The sequence below is a fragment of the Nocardia salmonicida NBRC 13393 genome, from assembly GCF_001613085.1.
GTDB lineage: Bacteria > Actinomycetota > Actinomycetes > Mycobacteriales > Mycobacteriaceae > Nocardia > Nocardia salmonicida.
The window spans coordinates 14,019-32,386 of record NZ_BDBR01000028.1; the positions used below are offsets into that span (position 1 = coordinate 14,019).

Below are 18,368 nucleotides of genomic sequence, written 5' to 3' on the forward strand. Positions count from 1 at the left end.
CGAACCCGGAAGAATCGGGTCACGATTTGAGAGTCTTTCTCTCATGTTCGAAAATGATATTTCGCAGGTCGGAGTTGGGACTTCCCGACGCCAGGGAAGCGTCCGGTCCGGACTGCGGGTTGGTACCACGGGGGCACTGAGAGCGATGTGTGTCGCCGCGTTGCTCGCCGCTGCCGGTGGCGTAGCGCACGCCGACGATCCGGGGCCCACACCCTCGCCCTCTGCGGGGTGTGGCCGACCGGTTCCTGCTCGAGGCGAGACGACCATCCAATTCCGGGGCACCGAAAAAACGGGCCAGTATCGGCAGCATGTCCCCGCCGGAGCCGATCGCCCGCTGCCGGTCGTTATCGCCCTGCACGGCCTCCTGGAAAATATCGACATCGCCGATGCGGGTAGCGGCTTCGGCGAATACGGATACCGAGAAGGGTTCATCACGATCACCCCCCAGCTCGATCGGCTCGGTTTCTCACAGTGGGAGTACGGTCGCGGTTCCGCCGACACGACCTGGATCTCGGAGGTGCTGACCAATGTGGAGTCCAGCCTCTGCGTCGACAAACGCCGCATTTTTGTAGCCGGACTGTCGATGGGCGCCTTCGCCACCAGTTCCATCGGCTGTCAGTTCGCCGACCGCGTCGCCGCCATCGCCCCGGTGTCGGGGCTACGAGATTTCAGCTGGTGTCGTCCCACCCGGCCGGTGCCGGTCATCGCCTTCCACGGCACCGAAGACGCGATCGTTCCGTATGCGGGACAATCGAGTTCCGGTTCAGCATCCGGGCCGGCCGGTGGCGAGAACAGCGGCGTAGGTCAGCACCCGGTGACCGACAGCGCGGCAGCCTGGGCGCGCCGCGATGGCTGCACCGGCGCTCCGGTGCGGGCCACGATCGCCGCTGACGTCGTGTTGGATCGATACTCGTGCCCGTCCGGTATCGACGTTCAGCTGTACACGATCACCGGGGGCGGGCACATCTGGCCCGGGACCAGCTCCCCGCTGTACCCGGAGCTCATCGTCGGCAAGAATACGAACTCGATCAACGCCACCGCCCTGATCTGGGACTTCTTCCGCACTCATCCGATGAACACCTGAGCGAACAACCCCACGGACACACGCGACACCGGTTACTCAAAGACGACGAGCGGTGATGAGCCAAGCGCGGGAGTCGAAGTACACGCCGCTGTCGGTCTGATGGTCGGCCAGGATCTCGTGGAGCCGAGCGCGGGCTTGTTCGGATTCGGTGGGCTCGAGGTCGGCGAGGAATGCTGTGAATCCCGTCAGGCGGAGCAGGTTGTCGTAGGCGGCGACACTGTCGGGGCCGTAGTACACGGGCTCATCTATCTCGGCGAAGCCGATGTCAGTGAAACCCGCTGTCGCCAGCATGGATTCGGTGACGGCAGGGTCAGCGAGTGAAAACGGGCCGCGACCCGGCGTGGGGACTGTGGCGGCGAGCACGTCACTGAACACAGACGCCCATTCGTTGCGGTCGTGGCCTTGCCAGACCAGCCACGCGAGACGCCCCCCGGGACGCAATGCGCGCGCGATATTGGTGAACGCCGCGACCGGATCGGCGAAGAACATCACACCGAACCTGCTGATACAGAGGTCGAAAGATGTTGGCGGGAAGGGATTCACCTGCGCGTCCGCCAGCTCGAAACTGATATTCGACGGTCCCTCGTCGTCGCTGATCCGACGGGCTTGTTCGAGCATCACCTCCGAGATGTCGACTCCGAGCGCGCTTCCGTCAACGGCCGCATGCGCGGCCTCACGGGTGGTCTGCCCTGTGCCACAGCCGATGTCGAGCACGCGATCACCGGCGCCGACTTTCGCGGCAGCGAAGAAGTGCGCAGTGTGCCGACGCAGTTCGGCGTCGTAGTCGAACAGATCCATTGTCGTCCTTCGGAAGCTGTGTCATCGGTGCGAGCTTCGGCGCAGGCACGCACTCGGTCCATCTCACCACCGCCACGGCATTCATATCTACGTGACACCGACGCGGCGACCCGCCAGGATGGGTCGATGTCGACACGAGAACTCGTCGTCCTCGGCACAGCCGGGGCTGTGCCCACCCGCCGCCGCAACCACAACGGCTACCTCCTGCGCTGGGACGGGCAGGGCGTGCTGTTCGATCCCGGCGAGGGCACCCAGCGCCAGATGGCGCACGCGGGAGCTTCGGCGACCGAACTGCATTGGCTGTGCATCACTCATTTCCACGGCGACCACTCGCTGGGCGTCCCCGGCATCGTGCAGCGACTCGGCCGCGACGGGGTGCCCCATGACGTGCACGCCGTCTACCCCGCCGAGGGTGCCGAGTATTGGGAACGACTGAGATACGCGACGAGCTATTACGGCTCGCCCAGCCTCGTCGAACACCCGGTGAGCGGACCCCGCGAAACATTGCAGGGCAACGGTTTCACCCTCACCGCGCTCCCGCTGGCCCACAGCATCCCGACCTACGGCTACCGCCTCGCCGAACCGGACAGCCGAACATTTCTGCCCGAGAAGCTCCGCGAGCACGGCATCTCCGGCGCCGCGATCCGTGAGCTGTCGGGGCCTCTACTCGAGGAATGCTCGGCACCGAGACCGGGCCAGAAGGTGGCTTTCATCATGGATACTCGCCTGTGCGACAACGTCTTCGAGCTCGCCGATGGCGTCGACATGCTGATCATCGAGTCCACCTTCCTCGACTCCGAGACGGATCAGGCGCACGAACGCGGCCATCTCACCGCGCGTCAGGCGGGCGAGGTGGCGCGCTCCTGCGGGGTGAACACCCTTGTTCTGACCCACTTTTCGGAGCGCTATACCGCGAGCGAGGATCACCTGTTCATCGAACAGGCCGGCTTTCCCGGCGCCGTTCTCGCCCACGATCTCGACCGCGTCGCCCTTCCGGCACGCCGCGCGGGCAGCTGAGGGCAGCCGCGGCATGGCGCTGCGGCTGCCTGCGGATCTGCTAGAAGCCGAAGCTTCCGGTCGACGGCGTGGCGGTCGGAACGTTGACGGTGACCAACTCCGAGAACGCGAACTCGGCGCCGTTGACGCAGCCGCCGCGTGCGGTGATCGTGGTGCCGGGCTCGAGGCCGTCGAGCGAGGTCACGACCATCTTGCCGGGGTCGGCCAGCGATTCCGGTGCGCCGTCACCGAAGAAGACGTGGTTGTTCTCGGGGCCGACCCCCGCTTCGGCCCAGCACTGCCCACGGTCGTTGGGGTTGCGCAGGGTGGCGGTGACGGTGCCCGCCGCGGTTCCGGCGAAAGTGATCTCGGGTGCTACGAACGGCGTCGCCGCGCCCGCGGGTGCGATCGCGACAGGACCGAATGCGACTACGGCGGCGGATGCGGCGAGGAATGCTCCAGAAATTCGTCTGTTCATCACCTCTTCGATGCTGCACGACAACGAATTTCGACACAAGGAAAGTGGTGCCCCTGCAATCAGGGGCTGGCGCTCAGCGCTGACCTCGGCGCGCTTCGAGCGCGTCCAGGATCAGATCCAGCCCGAATCCGAACTCGCCCGAGTAGTCGTACCCCGGTCGCAGGGCGTGGTCGACGATCATCTCCGTGAGATACGGCAGCTCGTCTGCCGGAAGGTTCGCGAGAATGCCGCCCGCGACTTCCTCGACGTCCGCCGGTACGGACACGGGCAGGTTCGCCTCCTGCAGGACGAAACCGCCCACATAGCTGTCGATCAGCGAGACCGCGTGCGCGGCCATCGGCAGCGAGAACCCGGCCTCCCGAAGAACTCCCAGGACCGCGTCGTGATGACGCAGGGTCGCCGAGCCCGGATTCCGACGCGAATCCATCAACCCGAGCGCCCAACTGTGTTGCGCCAGCACCGAACGCGCCGAGCGAGCCCGCGCCCGGATCGCCTCCCGCCAATCGGCACATCCGGCCGCAGGCAACTCGATCGCCGCGAACACCGCGTCGACAACGCCGTCGAGTATCGCGTCCTTGTTCGGCACATGGTTGTAGAGCGACATCGCCTCCACCCCCAACTCCTGCGCCACCCGCCGCATCGTGATGGCCTCCACTCCCCCACGGTCAGCGACCCGAATCGCGGCATCCAGCACACGATCGCGACTCAGCGGTTGCCGTACGGGCATGGGACCTCCTCGGTGACGAAGCGTTGACAAGCTTACAGATGTAAGTCAGCCTTACAGGTGTAAGTCACGCTGGCCCGAACAAGGGAGCACCCCATGCCTATGCCGATCTGGTGGGGCAAAATCAACAAACGCGTCTTCAATCCCCGCGCCGTCGCAGGCGGAAAATGGCCGGTCCTCACCCACACCGGCCGCACCTCGGGAAAGACCTACCGCACCCCGCTCGACGCCCACCCCGTCGACGGCGGCTACCTGTTCGTCCTCGTCTACGGATCGGCCTCGGACTGGGTGCAGAACATCCTGGCCACAGGCACCGCGCAACTCCGCAAAGACGGCCAGGAGATAGCCCTCACCACACCGCGCGTCGTCGGAAGAGACGAAGCATTTCAGGCACTGCCCCCAGAAATCCCCCGCCCACCGAAACTCCTCCGCATTACCGAGTTCCTCCGCATGGACCTCGCCGACTGACTTCGCCCCTGATCATCGGGATCCCGTGATGGCCCCGGATCAGCTCTTAACCCACGTCCCGCCGCAACCAGGTGACTTCGGCGCCGACGCTGTCGGTCCCCTGCCGGTAGGCCTCGAGGTCCTCGTCCCACGGCGCGCCCAGTGCCCTGTCGAGTTCGGTGGACAGGTCGAATGTTCCGTGGACGTCGAGTTCTTTGGCGGCCTGGAGTAAGGCTCGTAATCGCATTTCGCCCAGCATCACGTCGCCGTTGGCGCCGGTGGATCCGTGCCAGAGCCCGAGGGTGGGGACAAAGCTGTAGCGCTCGCCGTCGACGCCTTCGCTGGGGTCCTCGGTGACTTCGAAACGCAGCACCGGCCAGGTGCGCAATGATTGGGCAATCCGGGCCGCGGTGCCGACGGGACCGACCCAGTCGCTGCTGGCGCGGAGTTGCCCGTCGGCTGGTTGGGTGTTCCAGCGTAATTTCGCGGGGGACGACAGCGCGGTGGACAGCGCCCATTCCACGTGAGGGCACAACGCGGCGGGCGATGAGTGGATGTAAACCACACCCGCCGTCGCGTCAGCGAACTGACTCGATGCGCGCACTTACCAACACCTCCAGCCTCGACAAGGAACGTCTTCCCCAACGGCCCGTCGTGGTCTGGCGTGGCACGAGTGTACTGAAGTGTGCGGTGTTGCGCGTGTTACTTTACTGCGTGTTATGTGTCTCTGCGATAACGGAATCGCTGAATTTCGGCCACGCTGTTCTGGCCCAGTCACCGAAATTCTCGTCGCTCAGCGCGATTGTCGCCACCGCTATTTCCGGGTCGACCCAGAGGAACGTGCCGGACTGGCCGAAGTGCCCGTAGGTGCGGGCGGAATTGGCTGAACCCGTCCAATGCGGGGTTTTTCCGTCGCGGATTTCGAATCCCAATCCCCAGTCGTTGGGACGCTGGGAGCCGTATCCCGGCAGGACTCCGTTGCGGTCGGGGAATTGCACCGAGGTCGCGTCGTCCAAGGTTTGCCGAGATATCAATTGAGGCGTCAGCAACTCGGTGGCGAATAGCGTGAGGTCGGCGAGGGAGGCGCTGGCCGCGTGGCCGGCGGACCCGACGAGGACCGCGGTGGCCATGCCGAGCGGCTCGAAAACCGCTTCGCGCAGATATCGCGGAAATTCGATACCGGTCTGGGCGGTGAGGAAATCGGCGAGCAGTTCGAATCCCGCGCTCGAGTAGATGCGGCGGGCGCCGGGTTCGGCGAGCACTTCGGGAGTGGCGAACGCGACGCCGGAGGTGTGGGCGAGTAGATGCCGCACGGTGGAACCGGGCGGACCCGCCGGTTGGTCGAGTTCGACCGCGCCTTCCTCGAGCGCCACGAGCGTGGCATAGGCGACGAGCGGTTTGGTGACCGAGGCGAGCCGGAACACCCGCTCGGTATCGCCGATGGTCGACACACCGTCGGCGGTGACCACGGCGGCGGCGGCGTTCTTGACCGGCCAGTGCTGAACCTGCTGCAACGATCGCATATCGGCAGCGTACGAGACGCGGCTACGATCGAGGACACCATGAGTCCCGCACCATCGATCCACGGCGACGTGGCGGCCGGTTTCGGCCCCGTCGCCGACGCCTTCCGCCGCAACTTCACCCACCACGGCGAGATCGGCGCCGCCGTCGCCGTCTACTCCGGCGACCAGCCACTGGTCGACCTGTGGGCAGGCCATCGCGATCGCACACGCGAGGTGGCGTGGGAGCGCGACACGATCGTGCCGGTGTTCTCGTCGTCGAAGGGGATGTCGGCGTTCACGCTGGCGACGGCGGTGTCGCGGGGGCTGCTCGACTACGAGGCGCCGGTGGTGAAGTACTGGCCGGAATTCGGCGCGCACGGTAAGGAACGGGTCACCGTGCGTCAGCTGATCGACCACCAGGCGGGGCTGTCCGGGCTGGACCGGATCGTGAAACTGCGGGAACTGATCGATCGTGACGCCCTGGGTGAGCTGCTCGCCGCGCAGAAACCGGCGTGGGAGCCCGGCACCCGGCACGGTTATCACGCGCTCACGCTGGGCCTGTATCAGAGCGAATTGCTGCGACGGGTGGATCCGGCGGGCCGTAGTCTCGGCCAATTCTTCGCCGAGGAGATCGCGGGCCCGGTCGGCGCCGATCTGTTCATCGGTCTGCCCGAGACCGAGCCCATGGAACGGGTAGCCCAGCTGTCGGCGACCAAGGGCTTGGACATCTGGCGCTACGAGCGTCGCGATATCCCGCTGCGGATCGGCGGCGAGGTCTACGCCAAGCGTGGATATTCCTATGCGGCACTGACCAATCCGCGCCCCGGCGCCCCGGCGCGTGCCGCCCGGCGGGAGTTCCTCGAGATCGAGTGGCCCGGCATGAACGGTGTCGGCAACGCCCGCGCGCTGGCGAAGGTCTACGGCGCCGCGGCGGGTCGCACCGGCGCGCTGCCCATCGACGACGGTGTTCTCGACCTGCTCGCCGCCGCCGACACCGCCGACGATGTGCCCGCCGATGATCTGGTCCTGCACACCAAGAGCCGTTACCACCTCGGTTTCCGTAAGTCGCGCGGCACTTTCCGCTTCGGCTCGGACAAACGCGCCTACGGCACCACCGGTTTGGGCGGCTCCTTCGGATTCGCCGACCCGACAACCGGATTGGGCTTCGGTTACAGCATGAACCGCCTCGGCATGGCGATTCTCGACGATGTGCGCAGCCGCAACCTGCGCGAGGTCGTCGTGCGGTGCGCCGACTGACCTGTCCGTCAGGCGCGAACGAGGATCACCACGCTCTCGGCGGAGTATTTCCGACCGGCGTGGTGACCTCGATCGGCGCGCTCAGTGCGCGGTGACGCCGGTGAGTTCGTTCGGCGTGCCTGCCAGAGTGGCGGTGGCGGTGATGTTTCCGGCAGTCAGGTCGACGCGGTGCACCTGCTTGGCGGCCGGGTCGCTCACGTAGGCGATGCCGTCGCGGACGAACAGAGCCGGGCGAGCGGCTTGCCAGTCGAGCGGCTCCTGCCAGGCGCCGATCACGGGAATGGTGCGAACGACCTTGCCCGCCAACGGATCGATCACGTGGATCTTGCCGTCGGTGCCGAGTACCAGCGCCTCACCCTGCGGGCCGCGAGCCAGCGAACGGAAGGTGTAACTGGTGCCGAGATCGACCAGGCGCAGCGTGCCGTCGGTGGTGTTCACCAGCGACACCTGCTGCGGACGTTCGAGTTCGGCGTCCTTGTCCTGTTTGTAGTCACCGAGCACGATCGGCGACGCCTCACTGCCGGACATGTTCCCGATCCGGCCGTAGGGGGTCGGGCTGGTGACCTTGGTGATCTTGCCGTCGCGGTACACGACGGCGCCGGTCTGGCAGCCGATCACGACCGCTTCGCCCTGGGCAGCGGCTTCGCCGTGCACACCGGGGCAGTCCTCGTTGCGGGTGAGTTCCTTGCGGCCCTTGTCGAGCGCGACGACGCCGACGCGCTTGTCCTCGGTGCCGAGAGTGAGCACCAGATTTCCGTTGCTCAACTCGATCGCGACGCCGTGGTGCGGTGCGGCAGCCTTGTAGACCTCTGTCGGCTTTCCGCTGTCGACCTGCGCGGTCTCGAGAATGGTGACCTCACCGGACCCGTCGGCGAACAGCACGGTCTTGCCCGCGTGTCGAACAACGTGGCCCGGTTTGGCGGCAGGGAACTGGGTTCCGGTGAACGCGCCGTCGTAGGCGTCGAAGACGCGGAAGCCCTCCTTGGTCGACACCATCAGATGGTCGTCGTCGCCGACCGGATTGAGCCGGTTGTATCCGTCGATCTTCACGTCGGCCCGCTGGGTCAGTGACGCGCCGTCGAGGACGTAGATCCCGCCGTCGTAGGTCAGGGCGATCGGTTCGGCGCCCGGCGTGTGCTGATGTTCGTGGCCGGAATCCTCTGCACCACAACCGCTCAGCGCCACCACCGAGGCGAGAACCCCGGACATGGCCACCATCGTGGTGGTCCGTGACCTGTTCATGAAATGCTCCATCTCTTTGTGCGAATTAAGCTGTAGGCCCGGATAGACCACGGGCGATGGCCTCGGTGTTGACGCGGGCCATCTCCAGATAGGTGCCCGCGCCGTCACCGGGTGGGGTGAGTGACTCGGTGTGCAGGGCGATCACCTGCACCTGCAGGCCGGTGTGTTCGGCGAGGACGCGCGAAAGCCGGTCGGGCTGTGCGGAATCGGCGAAGATCGCCCGCACCCCGGCGGTCCTGATCGCGGTCGCGAGGTCGTCGAGATCGGAGGCGCTCGGTGAGGCGAGGGTGGTGCCGCTGGGAATCACCGCGCCGATCACCCGGAACCCGAATCGCTGTGCGAGATAACCGAAGACGTGATGGTCGGTGACCAACTGCCTGCGCTCTGCCGGAACGGCCGCGAACCGCTCGGTCATCCACCGGTCCAGCTGGTCGATCTCACCGAGGTAGCGCTGCGTATTCGCCTGCACCGCTCCGGCCTCGACGCCGTCGACTCGGGCGAGCACCTCGGCGCTGATCGCCTCGACGGCCATGCGCACCCGGCGCGGATCGGTCCAGAAGTGCGGATCAGGTTGCCCCGCCGACTCATCGGAGGTGTACGCGATCGGATCCACCCGCTCGGCCACAGCCAGGGTGGGGACCCCGGCCGCCGCAGCGGCCCCCACATGGCGCGCCACGCCTTCCTCGAGCCCGAGCCCGTTGTGCACCACCAGCGCGGCTCGCTCGATCTCGGCCGCCTGACGTGCGGAAACAGCGAATGAATGCGGATCGGCTCCCGCCTGCATCAACACCGTCACCGGCACCGTGTCACCGACAACGGCCCGGGTCAGATCGCCGAGAATGTTCGTGGTCACCACGATCCCGGACCGCTCGCTCCCGCTGGTACACGCGCTCACCAAGGGCACGAGAAGTACTGCGGCAGCCAGCAACTGGATCAGCCTGCGTAGCCGATCGGTCCGTGAGGTCCGACGGTCATCGGGGAACAAGTGCTTCACAGGCCCGTCTCCACCATCCGCGAGGGCACGATGTCCAGCGAGAACGTGCGCGCGAGGCGGAGGTTGTCGTTGTAGGCGATCTCGTGGACGACGCGCGCCCGGGAATCGGTGATATAGGCCCGTTCCGAGTCGACGCAGATCACCGGCTCGCCCTCGACGGACCCTCCGAGCAGCGGGTTCCGCGCTGTCTCCGTGCCGGTTACGGGGTCGATCCCGTGCAGCACGCCGTCGCGGGTGAGGATCAGCAACGACGATCCCTCGCCCGCGGTGTTCACCGCGACCGGGTCGGCGATCGGAGTCCGCGTCCAGGTCTTCTTCCTGATGTCGAGCGTCCAGACGGCGTCGCGCCCTGCGATCGCGGTCAGGGTCGTGCTGCCGGGGCGATGGGTGAACGTGCTCGCACGCTCCGCCGTCGGCGCCGGGTAGGGGATCTTCTCGGCGACGAAAGCGTCGTCGCGCTGTGCCACCACGAGTGCTCCGTCGGCACAACCGAAGACGACTCCGCGCCTGGTCACAGCCTGGCCCTTCGGCTGCGGACACGGGGTGGGCTGGACCTGCCCCGCCGCGCCGTCACGTCCGCGCACCTCGACCCGCCCCGAGCTGTCGGCGACGACGATCCGCTCGGCATACGGCACCGCGATGCCATCGACCCGGCGTTGCGTTCGGGCGACGCCGCCGTCCAGCTCCGCACGGTCGAACAAGATCGTCGCACCGGAGCCGAACACCACCGACGCGACGGCGGCATCGCTGTACGCGCCGACCATCTCGGAACCACTCGCACTTCCGGGGCCTGCACCTCCCCGCCCGCTTGTCGCCGTATCGCCGTCGACCGCGCCGACATCCCGGCTCGGTGCACGGTAGTAGTGCCGGTGGTCGCCGTGGTCGACGGTCCACGCCCCGCTGTCCACGACCTGTACCGACGCACCCGCGCTCAGATACGCGAAGCGCCCGTCACCGACCGCACCCCGCTGGTCACCACTCGACAACGGCGAGGGATTCGCCGAAGAGCTCGAGTCCGGTTGCGCTCGAGCACTTTCCGGATTGATCGGCGTAACCTCCCCGCTCAGCAGATCGATCACCCGAACAGCTCCGGTCGCATCGGCGACCACCACTCGTTTCTGGGCCTCGCTCATCTCCTCCGCACCGGCGACGAACCCGTGCGGCGCCGCCTCCTCGACAACCGGCACCTGCCCCGCTCCACAGCCGACCAACGGCACGGCGGCGAGCGCGACCACTCCCACCCGACCGACCCGCTCCCGCAGCGCGGAGACGATCGCGGACAGGAAGAACGAGCCGACGGCCACGGCGGCGATGGTGGCCCCCGCCGCGGTTCCCGCATGCCACGAAATGACCAGTCCCCCCACGGTGGACAGCCCGCCGATCAGCGCGGCGACCGCCATGACCACCGGCACCCGGTTCGACCAGAACACCGCGGCGGCGGGCGGCGCGATCAGCAATCCGAAGACCAGCAGCGTCCCCACGACATGAAACGACGCCACGATCGCCACGGCCACCAACCCCACCAGCGCCGCGTGCGCCAGTTTCGGATGGAGTCCGAGGGTGTGCGCCTTGCGCGGATCGAAAGTCAGCGCCACGAACGCACGATGGCCGAGCACCGCCACGACCAGCGAGACGCCCAGGGCCGCAACGAGATACCACAGGTCGGCGGCTCGCACGGCCAGCACATCGCCGAACAGGAACCCGGTCAGATCCACCGCGAACGACTGCGACCTCGACACGATGATCACCCCGGCCGCGAGCATCCCGACGAACAACAGCCCGATCGCGGTATCCGGCGCGAAGCGCTTGCCACGGCTCAGCACCGACACCCCGGCAGCCATGGCGGTGCAGCTGACCGCGGCACCGAGCATCAGGTTCCCCCCGAGCAAGGCCGCCACCGCGACACCGGGCAGCATCCCGTGCGCCATCGCGTCGCCGAGAAATGCCATGCCGCGCACCACCACCCAGGTCCCGGCGAGGGCGCACACGCACGACACGAGCAGCCCACCCCACAGCGCGCGTTGCACGAATGCCACCTCGAACGGGGCGAACAGCCAATCCATAGCGCGAGACGATATACTGAAAATGATTATCGTTTCAATTGAGGTGAGATGAACCACACAGATGACGCAGCGATCCGGATCGAGCACCTGACAGCCGGATATGCCCGACGACCCGTGCTCCGCGAGGTGACCGCCACGATCCCGCGCGGGCAGGTGACCGCGATCGTGGGACCCAACGGCTCGGGAAAATCGACCCTGCTCGGCGTCCTCGCCGGAACCGTGCGGACGCAAGCGGGAGCGGTGCACCGGAGAACCACCCGGCGTCCCGCCTTCGTGGTGCAGCACACGGCGATTCCGCCGACCTTGCCGATCACCGTGCGCGAAGTGGTCGCGATGGGACGCTGGGCACACCGCGGACCGTGGCGGCGATCGACTCGGGCAGATCGCGAGATCGCGCGAACCTGCCTGGAAAGAATGGGGCTCACCGACTTGGCGACTCGGCGGCTCGACACCCTGTCGGGCGGACAACGCCAACGCACCCTGCTCGCACAGGCTCTGGCGCAGGAGTCCGATCTACTGCTGCTCGACGAACCGGCGGCGGGCTTGGACGAGACCTCGCAGGCCGAGATCTCCCGCGCTCTGGCTCAGATCAGCGCGGCCGGTGTGACCGTGGTGCAAGCCACCCACGATCTGGACGAGGCAGGCAGGGCCGACCACTGCCTACTACTGCGCGACGGCCAATTGAAAGCAGCGGGTCACCCGAAGAAAGTGCTGGTCAGAGCCTAGAGTCGAGAGCATGACCGAGAAACCCGACTCCGTCGACGCCTACCTGGCGGCCCAGCCGTCGGCCGAACGCGCCGTCCTGCAGCAGATCCGCGACACGATCCACCGCGCGGTGCCGGACACGGGCGAGAAGATCAGCTACGCCATCCCGGCCGCCACCATCGACGGCCGGGTGTTCATCTTCTTCGCGGGCTGGAAGTCCCACGTGAGCGTGTACCCCGTCCCCGAGGGGGACGAGGCGCTCGAGAAAGCCATCGAACCCTACAACTCGGGTCGTGGCACCTTGAAATTCCCGCTCGGCGAACCGATCCCGTACGACCTGATCGCTCAGGTGGCGGTTCGTCTCGCCGAGCGCGTCGGCAAGAGCTGACTACCAGTCGGCTTCGGTGTAGCGGATGATCCCGCGAATGTTCTTGCCGTCCAGCATGTCCTGGTAGCCCTGGTTGATCTCTTCGAGCGAGTAGCTGCGCGTGACCATGTCGTCGAGATTGAGCTGGCCCGCCTTGTAGAGCGAGAGCAGTTGCGGCGCGTCCTGGCGGGCGTTGCCGCCGCCGAAGATGCAACCCTTCACCGTCTTCTGCAACATCGACAACAGGAAGGTGTTCATCTTGACGTCGCCCGCGTCCATGCGACCCATCGAGGTGACGACGAGGGTGCCCGCCTTGCCGGTGAGAATCAGACCCTCTTCGACGTAGTCGCCGTGCATCTCACCCATGGTGAGGATGACCTTCTCGGCCATCCGTCCCTCGGTGGCCTCGATCATCGGCATGATCGCGGCGGCCATGCTCTCGTAGGTGTGGGTGGCGCCGAACTTCTGCGCCTGCTCGCGCTTCCACGGGTTCGGGTCGATGGCGATGACCTTCGACGCACCGGAGAGCACAGCGCCCTGCAGCGCGCTCATGCCGACGCCGCCGATGCCCGCGATCACCACGGTCTCACCCGGCTGCACCTGCGCGACATGGGTCGAGGAACCGAAACCGGTCGGCACACCGCAGCCGACGAGGCACGCCACCTCGAACGGGATGGTGGGGTCGATCTTCACCACGGAGGTGTGGTGCACCGTCATGTACGGGGCGAACGTGCCGAGCAGGCACATCGGGATGACGTTCTCGCCACGCGCCTGGATGCGGTAGGTGCCGTCCGAAATCGCCTGTCCCATCAGCAGTCCGGCGCCCAGGTCGCACAGCGCCATGTTCCCGGCGACACACGCGGGGCAGCGGCCACACGCGGGGATGAACGACAGGATGACGTGGTCGCCCACGGCCAGATCGGCCGGACAGTTCGGGCCGAGCTTGGTGATCACACCCGCACCCTCGTGTCCGCCCATCACGGGGTAGCCCGGCATCGGCGTCGCGCCGGTGACGATGTGATGGTCGGAGTGGCACATGCCCGCCGTTTCCATCCGGATCTGCACTTCACCGGCGACGGGGTCGCCGACCTCGATCTCCTCGACCGACCATTCCTGATCGATGCCCCACAGGATCGCGCCCTTCGTCTTCATGCCGGTAGACCTCTCGCCAAGCTCGTGCCTCGTTGTGACTGCACTCACCCTAGCCACAAATCACCAGTTTCTGAAACACGTTCTAGAAAATTTCCGGGAGTTTTCTATCCGCGCACGTCATGGACGTGGTGAACGACGTCGTGCAGGAAGTACCGACCCAGCGAGCTGACTGTGAACAGCGATCCGTCGCTGCGCGCACCCCGCAGGTCGAGCCGATCCGACGGCACGGAGGCGAACGCGGCGGCCACCCGATCAGCGGCAACGGCCAATTCCCGCGCGACGACCGCGGGGTCCTGCTCACCGTAGCGGTCGGCGACGGCGGTCGCGTCCTGATCCCAGTTCTCGAACAGCGGCGCCTCGACGCCGTCGCCGCCGAGCATCAGCGCGAGCCTGGTGTCGAAGATCCGGCACACGTCGCGCACGTGGGCGCCGTACTCGAGAACAGACCAGGTGAGCTCGTCGGGACGCACCCGAGCGTCGTCACGTTCGAGCGCCGAGCCGATCCGGGCGGCGCTGTCGAGGACGATCTCGGGAACGGCCGCGTACGCGGTGTGCTCGGCATCGAATCCGCATTCGGAGCAGGCACGTTCGAGGACCCAGGTCCAGTTCTTGGTGTCGGGGACGATCATGAAAGTCAGCCTAGGGTGTCTGCTTCTTGTGCTCCATCGATATCGAGCCAACTATCGGCGAGATCCGGGCATCATTCGGCAAGCTGATTCGCTTGCTCGAAGAGTTCCAGCGTCACCGCGTGCAGGAAGTCGCCGACCGGTTTGGGCGCCTTGCCCGCGAACGCCCGCGCATAGGTGCCCTCGAGGACGATGCCCAGCTTGAAGCAGGCCAGCACGGTGTACCAGGTGACCGCGCCGAGGTCGCGTTCGGAGAACTTGCCGTAGTGCTCGATCATCTCCGCCGCGCTCGGCAGGCCGCCGACGGTACCGAGGGTGCCCATCAAGCCCGCGCCGACGGTGCCGGGTTCGGGTCGGGTCGCCAGCTGCCAGCCGAGGTCGAGCAGCGGGTCACCGATGGTCGACATCTCCCAGTCGACCATCGCCGCCACCTCGGGACCGTCGTACTCGAACATCATGTTCGCCAGGTGGCAGTCGCCGTGCATGATGCCGGGCGTCCAGTCCGTCGGCCGGTGCCGTTCGAGCCAGTCGCCGGTCTGCTCGAGGCCGGGGATCTGTGGGCCGGGGTAGCCCTCGTTGCCGCTGTAGGAGTCGAGCTCGCGCAGCCAGCGCGGTACCTGTCGTTCGAGGAAACCGGCGGGGTGGCCGTAGTCCTCGAGGCCGAGCGCCTGGTAGTCGAGCGAGCCGAGCCTGGCGATGGCCTCGACCGCGGACAGGCCCATCTGGCGTCGGATCTCGGGATCACCGGCGTGCAGGGCGGGCAGTTCGGTCTGCGGGTTGAAGCCGTGGATGGGTTCCATCAGGTAGAAGACCGCGCCGATCACCGACTCGTCGTCGCAGGCGGCGATCACCCGTGGCGAACGCACCTCGGTTTCGGCGATCGCGGCGAGCAGCCGTGATTCCCGGCCGATCACGTCGTTGCTCTTGGCGCGCAGATGCTTGGGCCCGCGCCGCAGCACGTACTCGCGCCCGCCCCGGGTGAAGCGCAGCATCACGTTCTGCGTGCCGCCGCCGAGCGCGGTGACCGCCTCGAATTCCGTCCCGGGCAAGCCCTGTTCATCCATCCACCGCCCGATCGCCGCGAAATCAGCGATCGCCGGGTCAACATCGACAGGTTGAGAAACAGCCATGGGGCACATTGTGCCCCGGCAGCGGTGGGGACTGCGCGGGAATGTCCACCCTCACGCCGGGCGTAATGTTTCTGCCACGATGCGCACGCTCTTGATCGACAACTACGACTCGTTCACCTATAACCTCTATCAGCTGATCAGCGAGGTCAACGGGAGCGAGCCGACCGTCGTGCGCAACGACGAGGCCGAGGGCGTCCTGAACCTGGGCCACTTCGACAATGTGGTGATCTCGCCCGGACCCGGGCAGCCGGACCGGGCACGGGACATGGGCGTGTCGACCGCGCTGATCGCGCAGACCGAGCTGCCGCTGCTCGGCGTGTGCCTCGGCCATCAGGGGATCGTGCTCGGCGCGGGCGGGACGGTGGAGCGCGCACCGCAGGCCAGGCACGGCTTTCTCGATCAGGTGACCCATGACGATCGAGATCTGTTCGCCGGTCTGCCGCAGGGCTTCACCGTGGTGCGCTATCACTCGCTCGCGGCGCGGAGCCCGCTGCCCGCGACGCTCGAGGTGACCGCCTCGACCAGCGACGGGGTGATCATGGGGGTACGTCATCGCGAGCGGCCGCAGTGGGGCGTTCAGTTCCATCCCGAGTCGGTGTCGAGTGAGTTCGGTGCCGCGCTTTTGCGCAACTTCGCCGACCTGACCAAAGCGCGCGCGCAGGTTTCCGCACCTGTCGTCGTGCGCGGGCTCTCGGCGGCGGTGCCCACCTCGCCCGAACGCTCATTTCGCTTGCAGCACACGGTGATCGAACGAGCGATCGACACCGAAGCGATCTTCCTGCGCCGCTGCGCCGACGCCGCGAGCGCGTTCTGGCTCGACAGCGAGCACGTCGAACCAGGACTCGACCGGTTCTCCTTCCTCGGTGACGCGAGCGGACCGCATGCCGAGATCGTCGGCTACCGGGTCGGTGACGGCTCCGTCACCGTGACGGACGTCGAGGGCACTCGCACCGTCGCGGGCACGGTCCTGGACTATCTCGACCGCGAACTCCGGGCTCGGCACTGCGAGACCCCACCACTGCCTTTCGATTTCGCGGGCGGCTACGTCGGCTATCTCGGCTACGAGGTGAAAGCCGATTGCGGTGGGCGCAGTGCGCACCGCTCCCCCACTCCCGATGCCCAGTGGATCTTCGCCGACCGGCTGATCGTCGTCGACCACGAGGCGGGACGAACCCACCTGCTCGCCCTGAGCGAACCCGCCACCGAGCACGACGCGCAGCGGTGGTTGCGCGAGACTTCCGACGCCCTCGAAGATCTCCCGACCTGGGTCAACCCCGCCGACCTGCGCGTGCCCGCCGATCCCGACGCCGTGCAGGCACATCTGGTGCGTGGCCGCGACCGCTATCTGGCCGATATCGCGGTGTGTCAGGATCGGCTGCACGCGGGCGAGTCCTACGAGATCTGCCTCACCGACGCGGTCGCCGTCGCCGCGGCGCCCGATGACGGGCTCGACTTCTACCGGCGCCTGCGCCGCTGCAATCCCGCCCCGTACGCCGCCTACCTGCGCTTCGACGGCCTCGATGTGGCCTGTTCCTCGCCGGAGCGGTTTCTCGAGATCGACCGGGACCGGGTGGTCGAGAGCAAGCCGATCAAAGGCACCGCCCCCCGCGGACGGACCGCCGACGAGGACGAGCGCCTGCGTCGCGCGCTGGCCGACGACCCGAAAACGCGCGCCGAGAATCTGATGATCGTCGACCTGCTGCGCAACGACCTCGGCCGCGTCTGTGAAGTCGGTTCGGTGCACGTCCCGAAGCTGATGGACACCGAAACCTATTCCACCCTGCACCAATTGGTGTCGACCGTGCGCGGGACGCTGCGCCCAGACGCCAGCGTGATCGACTGTCTGCGCGCCTGCTTCCCCGGCGGTTCGATGACCGGTGCGCCGAAGCTGCGGACCATGGAGATCCTGGACGAACTGGAAACCGAAGCGCGCGGGATCTATTCGGGAACCATCGGCTTTCTCGGCCTGAGCGGCACCGCCGACCTCAATATCGTCATCCGCACTGCCGTGCGCTACGACGGCGAGTGGCGGATCGGCGCGGGCGGCGCGATAGTGCTGGATTCCGATCCCGAGGACGAGTACGCGGAGATGGTACTCAAGGCGGCAGCGACGTTCCGCGCGCTGCCGCCCGGAACGTGAGCATCATCGCCGCCGACGGCCGCGTTTCTCCGGCTCCGGTTCCGGTGCGGGTTCCTCGCCCCCACGCCCGGTGATCCGCCCGAGCAGGCCGACGCCGGGCAGCTTGGCCACCGCGCCGAACACGTCCTCACCCAGCGAGATCACCGCCTCGAGCCGCGGCAACAACCGGTCGTAGGTGGCGAACACCGGATCGGCCAGCGCCAATGTCCGATCGAGCCGATCGATGGTGCTGTTGAGCCGATCGACCGCGATCGAGAGGTTCTCCACCAGGTCCGGCAACTGCGCGGCCAGCTGCGCCGAAGCCGGCGGCAACCGAACCGCCGCGTCGAAGGCATACCCGGCCGTCTGCTGAGCCGCATCGATGGCCTGCCCCGCCGCGGTCTGCGCAGCCCCCACCGCCGCCTGAGCCGCCGACAACAATTCGGCCCCCGGCACCTTCCGCGCCTGCGCCGGCGGAGCAGCCTCCTGCGCGCGCCCCCGCTTCCTCGGGTTCGTCATGACACCACTGTGCCGCAAGGACGCCATAGACGCAGGGAGGGCGCGCCCCACCCCACCGCCTCGCGTCACACCCGACATCCACCATGACCACACTCCCCTCAAATCCGCCAGTCCGCCCTACCAGCCACACCGAGCACCTCAGCTCCGCCATGACCGCCCTCCCAA

At 67.1% G+C, this 18,368-nt stretch carries 19 protein-coding genes; 7 read left to right on the forward strand and 12 right to left on the reverse strand.

The window, feature by feature from the left end; all coding sequences use genetic code 11:
- Nucleotides 1-145 precede the first annotated feature (145 nt).
- Entirely contained in the window at nt 146-1,084 is a 939-nt protein-coding gene (locus NS1_RS24390; protein WP_062988080.1) for a CE1 family esterase, read from the forward strand.
- Nucleotides 1,085-1,120: 36 nt separating this feature from the next.
- Here the strand turns inward: NS1_RS24390 and NS1_RS24395 are convergent, their stop codons facing one another.
- Nucleotides 1,121-1,882 carry a class I SAM-dependent methyltransferase gene (locus NS1_RS24395; RefSeq protein ID WP_062988082.1) on the reverse strand — a complete coding sequence of 254 codons (762 nt, stop codon included), beginning with the start codon at nt 1,880-1,882 and terminating at the stop codon, nt 1,121-1,123.
- A 126-nt stretch (nt 1,883-2,008) separates the two neighbouring features.
- Between NS1_RS24395 and NS1_RS24400 the strand changes: the two genes are divergently transcribed.
- Nucleotides 2,009-2,899, forward strand: a complete 891-nt coding sequence (locus NS1_RS24400; RefSeq protein ID WP_062988084.1) for a ribonuclease Z — start codon at nt 2,009-2,011, stop codon at nt 2,897-2,899.
- 40 nt (nt 2,900-2,939) lie between these two features.
- Here the strand turns inward: NS1_RS24400 and NS1_RS24405 are convergent, their stop codons facing one another.
- Nucleotides 2,940-3,356, reverse strand: a complete 417-nt coding sequence (locus NS1_RS24405) for a hypothetical protein (protein ID WP_062988086.1) — start codon at nt 3,354-3,356, stop codon at nt 2,940-2,942.
- A gap of 73 nt (nt 3,357-3,429) precedes the next feature.
- Entirely contained in the window at nt 3,430-4,083 is a 654-nt protein-coding gene (locus tag NS1_RS24410) for a TetR/AcrR family transcriptional regulator (protein WP_062988088.1), read from the reverse strand.
- A gap of 93 nt (nt 4,084-4,176) precedes the next feature.
- Between NS1_RS24410 and NS1_RS24415 the strand changes: the two genes are divergently transcribed.
- A complete protein-coding gene (locus tag NS1_RS24415) occupies nt 4,177-4,548 on the forward strand; it encodes a nitroreductase family deazaflavin-dependent oxidoreductase (protein ID WP_062988090.1) in 372 nt (123 codons plus the stop codon).
- Nucleotides 4,549-4,594: 46 nt separating this feature from the next.
- On the opposite strand, the gene NS1_RS24420 is transcribed toward NS1_RS24415, so the two are convergent.
- Nucleotides 4,595-5,131 (reverse strand): DUF3145 domain-containing protein, encoded by a 537-nt coding sequence (locus NS1_RS24420; RefSeq protein WP_056821216.1) that lies wholly within the window; start codon nt 5,129-5,131, stop codon nt 4,595-4,597.
- 103 nt (nt 5,132-5,234) lie between these two features.
- Nucleotides 5,235-6,050 carry a serine hydrolase domain-containing protein gene (locus NS1_RS24425; RefSeq protein WP_062988091.1) on the reverse strand — a complete coding sequence of 272 codons (816 nt, stop codon included), beginning with the start codon at nt 6,048-6,050 and terminating at the stop codon, nt 5,235-5,237.
- Between the two features lie 39 nt (nt 6,051-6,089).
- On the opposite strand from NS1_RS24425, the gene NS1_RS24430 reads away from it, so the two are divergent.
- The gene (locus NS1_RS24430; RefSeq protein ID WP_062988094.1) at nt 6,090-7,286 is read left to right on the forward strand and encodes a serine hydrolase domain-containing protein; all 1,197 of its coding nucleotides are present in this window, start codon (nt 6,090-6,092) and stop codon (nt 7,284-7,286) included.
- 81 nt (nt 7,287-7,367) lie between these two features.
- Here the strand turns inward: NS1_RS24430 and aztD are convergent, their stop codons facing one another.
- The 3 genes from aztD to aztB form a co-directional block, all read right to left on the reverse strand.
- A complete protein-coding gene (aztD, locus tag NS1_RS24435; protein ID WP_062988112.1) occupies nt 7,368-8,528 on the reverse strand; it encodes a zinc metallochaperone AztD in 1,161 nt (386 codons plus the stop codon).
- 25 nt (nt 8,529-8,553) lie between these two features.
- On the reverse strand, nt 8,554-9,456 hold the full coding sequence (gene aztC, locus NS1_RS24440; protein WP_084503967.1) for a zinc ABC transporter substrate-binding protein AztC: 903 nt from the start codon (nt 9,454-9,456) through the stop codon (nt 8,554-8,556).
- Between the two features lie 62 nt (nt 9,457-9,518).
- The gene (gene aztB, locus NS1_RS24445; protein ID WP_062988096.1) at nt 9,519-11,585 is read right to left on the reverse strand and encodes a zinc ABC transporter permease AztB; all 2,067 of its coding nucleotides are present in this window, start codon (nt 11,583-11,585) and stop codon (nt 9,519-9,521) included.
- Between the two features lie 48 nt (nt 11,586-11,633).
- Between aztB and aztA the strand changes: the two genes are divergently transcribed.
- Nucleotides 11,634-12,311 carry a zinc ABC transporter ATP-binding protein AztA gene (gene aztA, locus NS1_RS24450; protein WP_062988098.1) on the forward strand — a complete coding sequence of 226 codons (678 nt, stop codon included), beginning with the start codon at nt 11,634-11,636 and terminating at the stop codon, nt 12,309-12,311.
- 10 nt (nt 12,312-12,321) lie between these two features.
- Nucleotides 12,322-12,678 (forward strand): iron chaperone, encoded by a 357-nt coding sequence (locus NS1_RS24455; protein WP_056821222.1) that lies wholly within the window; start codon nt 12,322-12,324, stop codon nt 12,676-12,678.
- Here the strand turns inward: NS1_RS24455 and NS1_RS24460 are convergent, their stop codons facing one another.
- The 3 genes from NS1_RS24460 to NS1_RS24470 all read right to left on the reverse strand — a co-directional run bounded on the left by NS1_RS24460 (nt 12,679) and on the right by NS1_RS24470 (nt 15,574).
- Complete coding sequence (locus NS1_RS24460; protein WP_062988100.1) at nt 12,679-13,809, reverse strand: NDMA-dependent alcohol dehydrogenase; 1,131 nt, start codon at nt 13,807-13,809, stop codon at nt 12,679-12,681.
- Nucleotides 13,810-13,913: 104 nt separating this feature from the next.
- Complete coding sequence (locus tag NS1_RS24465; protein ID WP_062988102.1) at nt 13,914-14,438, reverse strand: DinB family protein; 525 nt, start codon at nt 14,436-14,438, stop codon at nt 13,914-13,916.
- Nucleotides 14,439-14,509: 71 nt separating this feature from the next.
- On the reverse strand, nt 14,510-15,574 hold the full coding sequence (locus NS1_RS24470) for a phosphotransferase family protein (RefSeq protein WP_084503966.1): 1,065 nt from the start codon (nt 15,572-15,574) through the stop codon (nt 14,510-14,512).
- 70 nt (nt 15,575-15,644) lie between these two features.
- Between NS1_RS24470 and pabB the strand changes: the two genes are divergently transcribed.
- Nucleotides 15,645-17,705: an aminodeoxychorismate synthase component I gene (gene pabB / locus NS1_RS24475; RefSeq protein WP_062988106.1), complete on the forward strand. Its 2,061-nt coding sequence runs from the start codon at nt 15,645-15,647 to the stop codon at nt 17,703-17,705.
- A 3-nt stretch (nt 17,706-17,708) separates the two neighbouring features.
- On the opposite strand, the gene NS1_RS24480 is transcribed toward pabB, so the two are convergent.
- Nucleotides 17,709-18,203: a hypothetical protein gene (locus tag NS1_RS24480; RefSeq protein WP_062988114.1), complete on the reverse strand. Its 495-nt coding sequence runs from the start codon at nt 18,201-18,203 to the stop codon at nt 17,709-17,711.
- Nucleotides 18,204-18,368 lie beyond the last annotated feature (165 nt).

What these genes read in the sequence shown, in the direction of transcription:
- NS1_RS24405 (WP_062988086.1), bottom strand. Translation starts at nt 3,356, where the DNA reads ATGAACAGACGAATTTCTGGAGCATTCCTCGCCGCATCCGCCGCCGTA.
- NS1_RS24400 (WP_062988084.1), top strand. Translation starts at nt 2,009, where the DNA reads ATGTCGACACGAGAACTCGTCGTCCTCGGCACAGCCGGGGCTGTGCCC.
- NS1_RS24480 (WP_062988114.1), bottom strand. Translation starts at nt 18,203, where the DNA reads ATGACGAACCCGAGGAAGCGGGGGCGCGCGCAGGAGGCTGCTCCGCCG.
- NS1_RS24470 (WP_084503966.1), bottom strand. Translation starts at nt 15,574, where the DNA reads ATGTGCCCCATGGCTGTTTCTCAACCTGTCGATGTTGACCCGGCGATC.
- aztA (WP_062988098.1), top strand. Translation starts at nt 11,634, where the DNA reads ATGAACCACACAGATGACGCAGCGATCCGGATCGAGCACCTGACAGCC.
- NS1_RS24415 (WP_062988090.1), top strand. Translation starts at nt 4,177, where the DNA reads ATGCCTATGCCGATCTGGTGGGGCAAAATCAACAAACGCGTCTTCAAT.
- NS1_RS24425 (WP_062988091.1), bottom strand. Translation starts at nt 6,050, where the DNA reads ATGCGATCGTTGCAGCAGGTTCAGCACTGGCCGGTCAAGAACGCCGCC.
- NS1_RS24465 (WP_062988102.1), bottom strand. Translation starts at nt 14,438, where the DNA reads ATGATCGTCCCCGACACCAAGAACTGGACCTGGGTCCTCGAACGTGCC.
- NS1_RS24410 (WP_062988088.1), bottom strand. Translation starts at nt 4,083, where the DNA reads ATGCCCGTACGGCAACCGCTGAGTCGCGATCGTGTGCTGGATGCCGCG.
- NS1_RS24455 (WP_056821222.1), top strand. Translation starts at nt 12,322, where the DNA reads ATGACCGAGAAACCCGACTCCGTCGACGCCTACCTGGCGGCCCAGCCG.
- NS1_RS24395 (WP_062988082.1), bottom strand. Translation starts at nt 1,882, where the DNA reads ATGGATCTGTTCGACTACGACGCCGAACTGCGTCGGCACACTGCGCAC.
- NS1_RS24430 (WP_062988094.1), top strand. Translation starts at nt 6,090, where the DNA reads ATGAGTCCCGCACCATCGATCCACGGCGACGTGGCGGCCGGTTTCGGC.
- NS1_RS24390 (WP_062988080.1), top strand. Translation starts at nt 146, where the DNA reads ATGTGTGTCGCCGCGTTGCTCGCCGCTGCCGGTGGCGTAGCGCACGCC.
- NS1_RS24460 (WP_062988100.1), bottom strand. Translation starts at nt 13,809, where the DNA reads ATGAAGACGAAGGGCGCGATCCTGTGGGGCATCGATCAGGAATGGTCG.
- aztD (WP_062988112.1), bottom strand. Translation starts at nt 8,528, where the DNA reads ATGAACAGGTCACGGACCACCACGATGGTGGCCATGTCCGGGGTTCTC.
- aztB (WP_062988096.1), bottom strand. Translation starts at nt 11,585, where the DNA reads ATGGATTGGCTGTTCGCCCCGTTCGAGGTGGCATTCGTGCAACGCGCG.
- pabB (WP_062988106.1), top strand. Translation starts at nt 15,645, where the DNA reads ATGCGCACGCTCTTGATCGACAACTACGACTCGTTCACCTATAACCTC.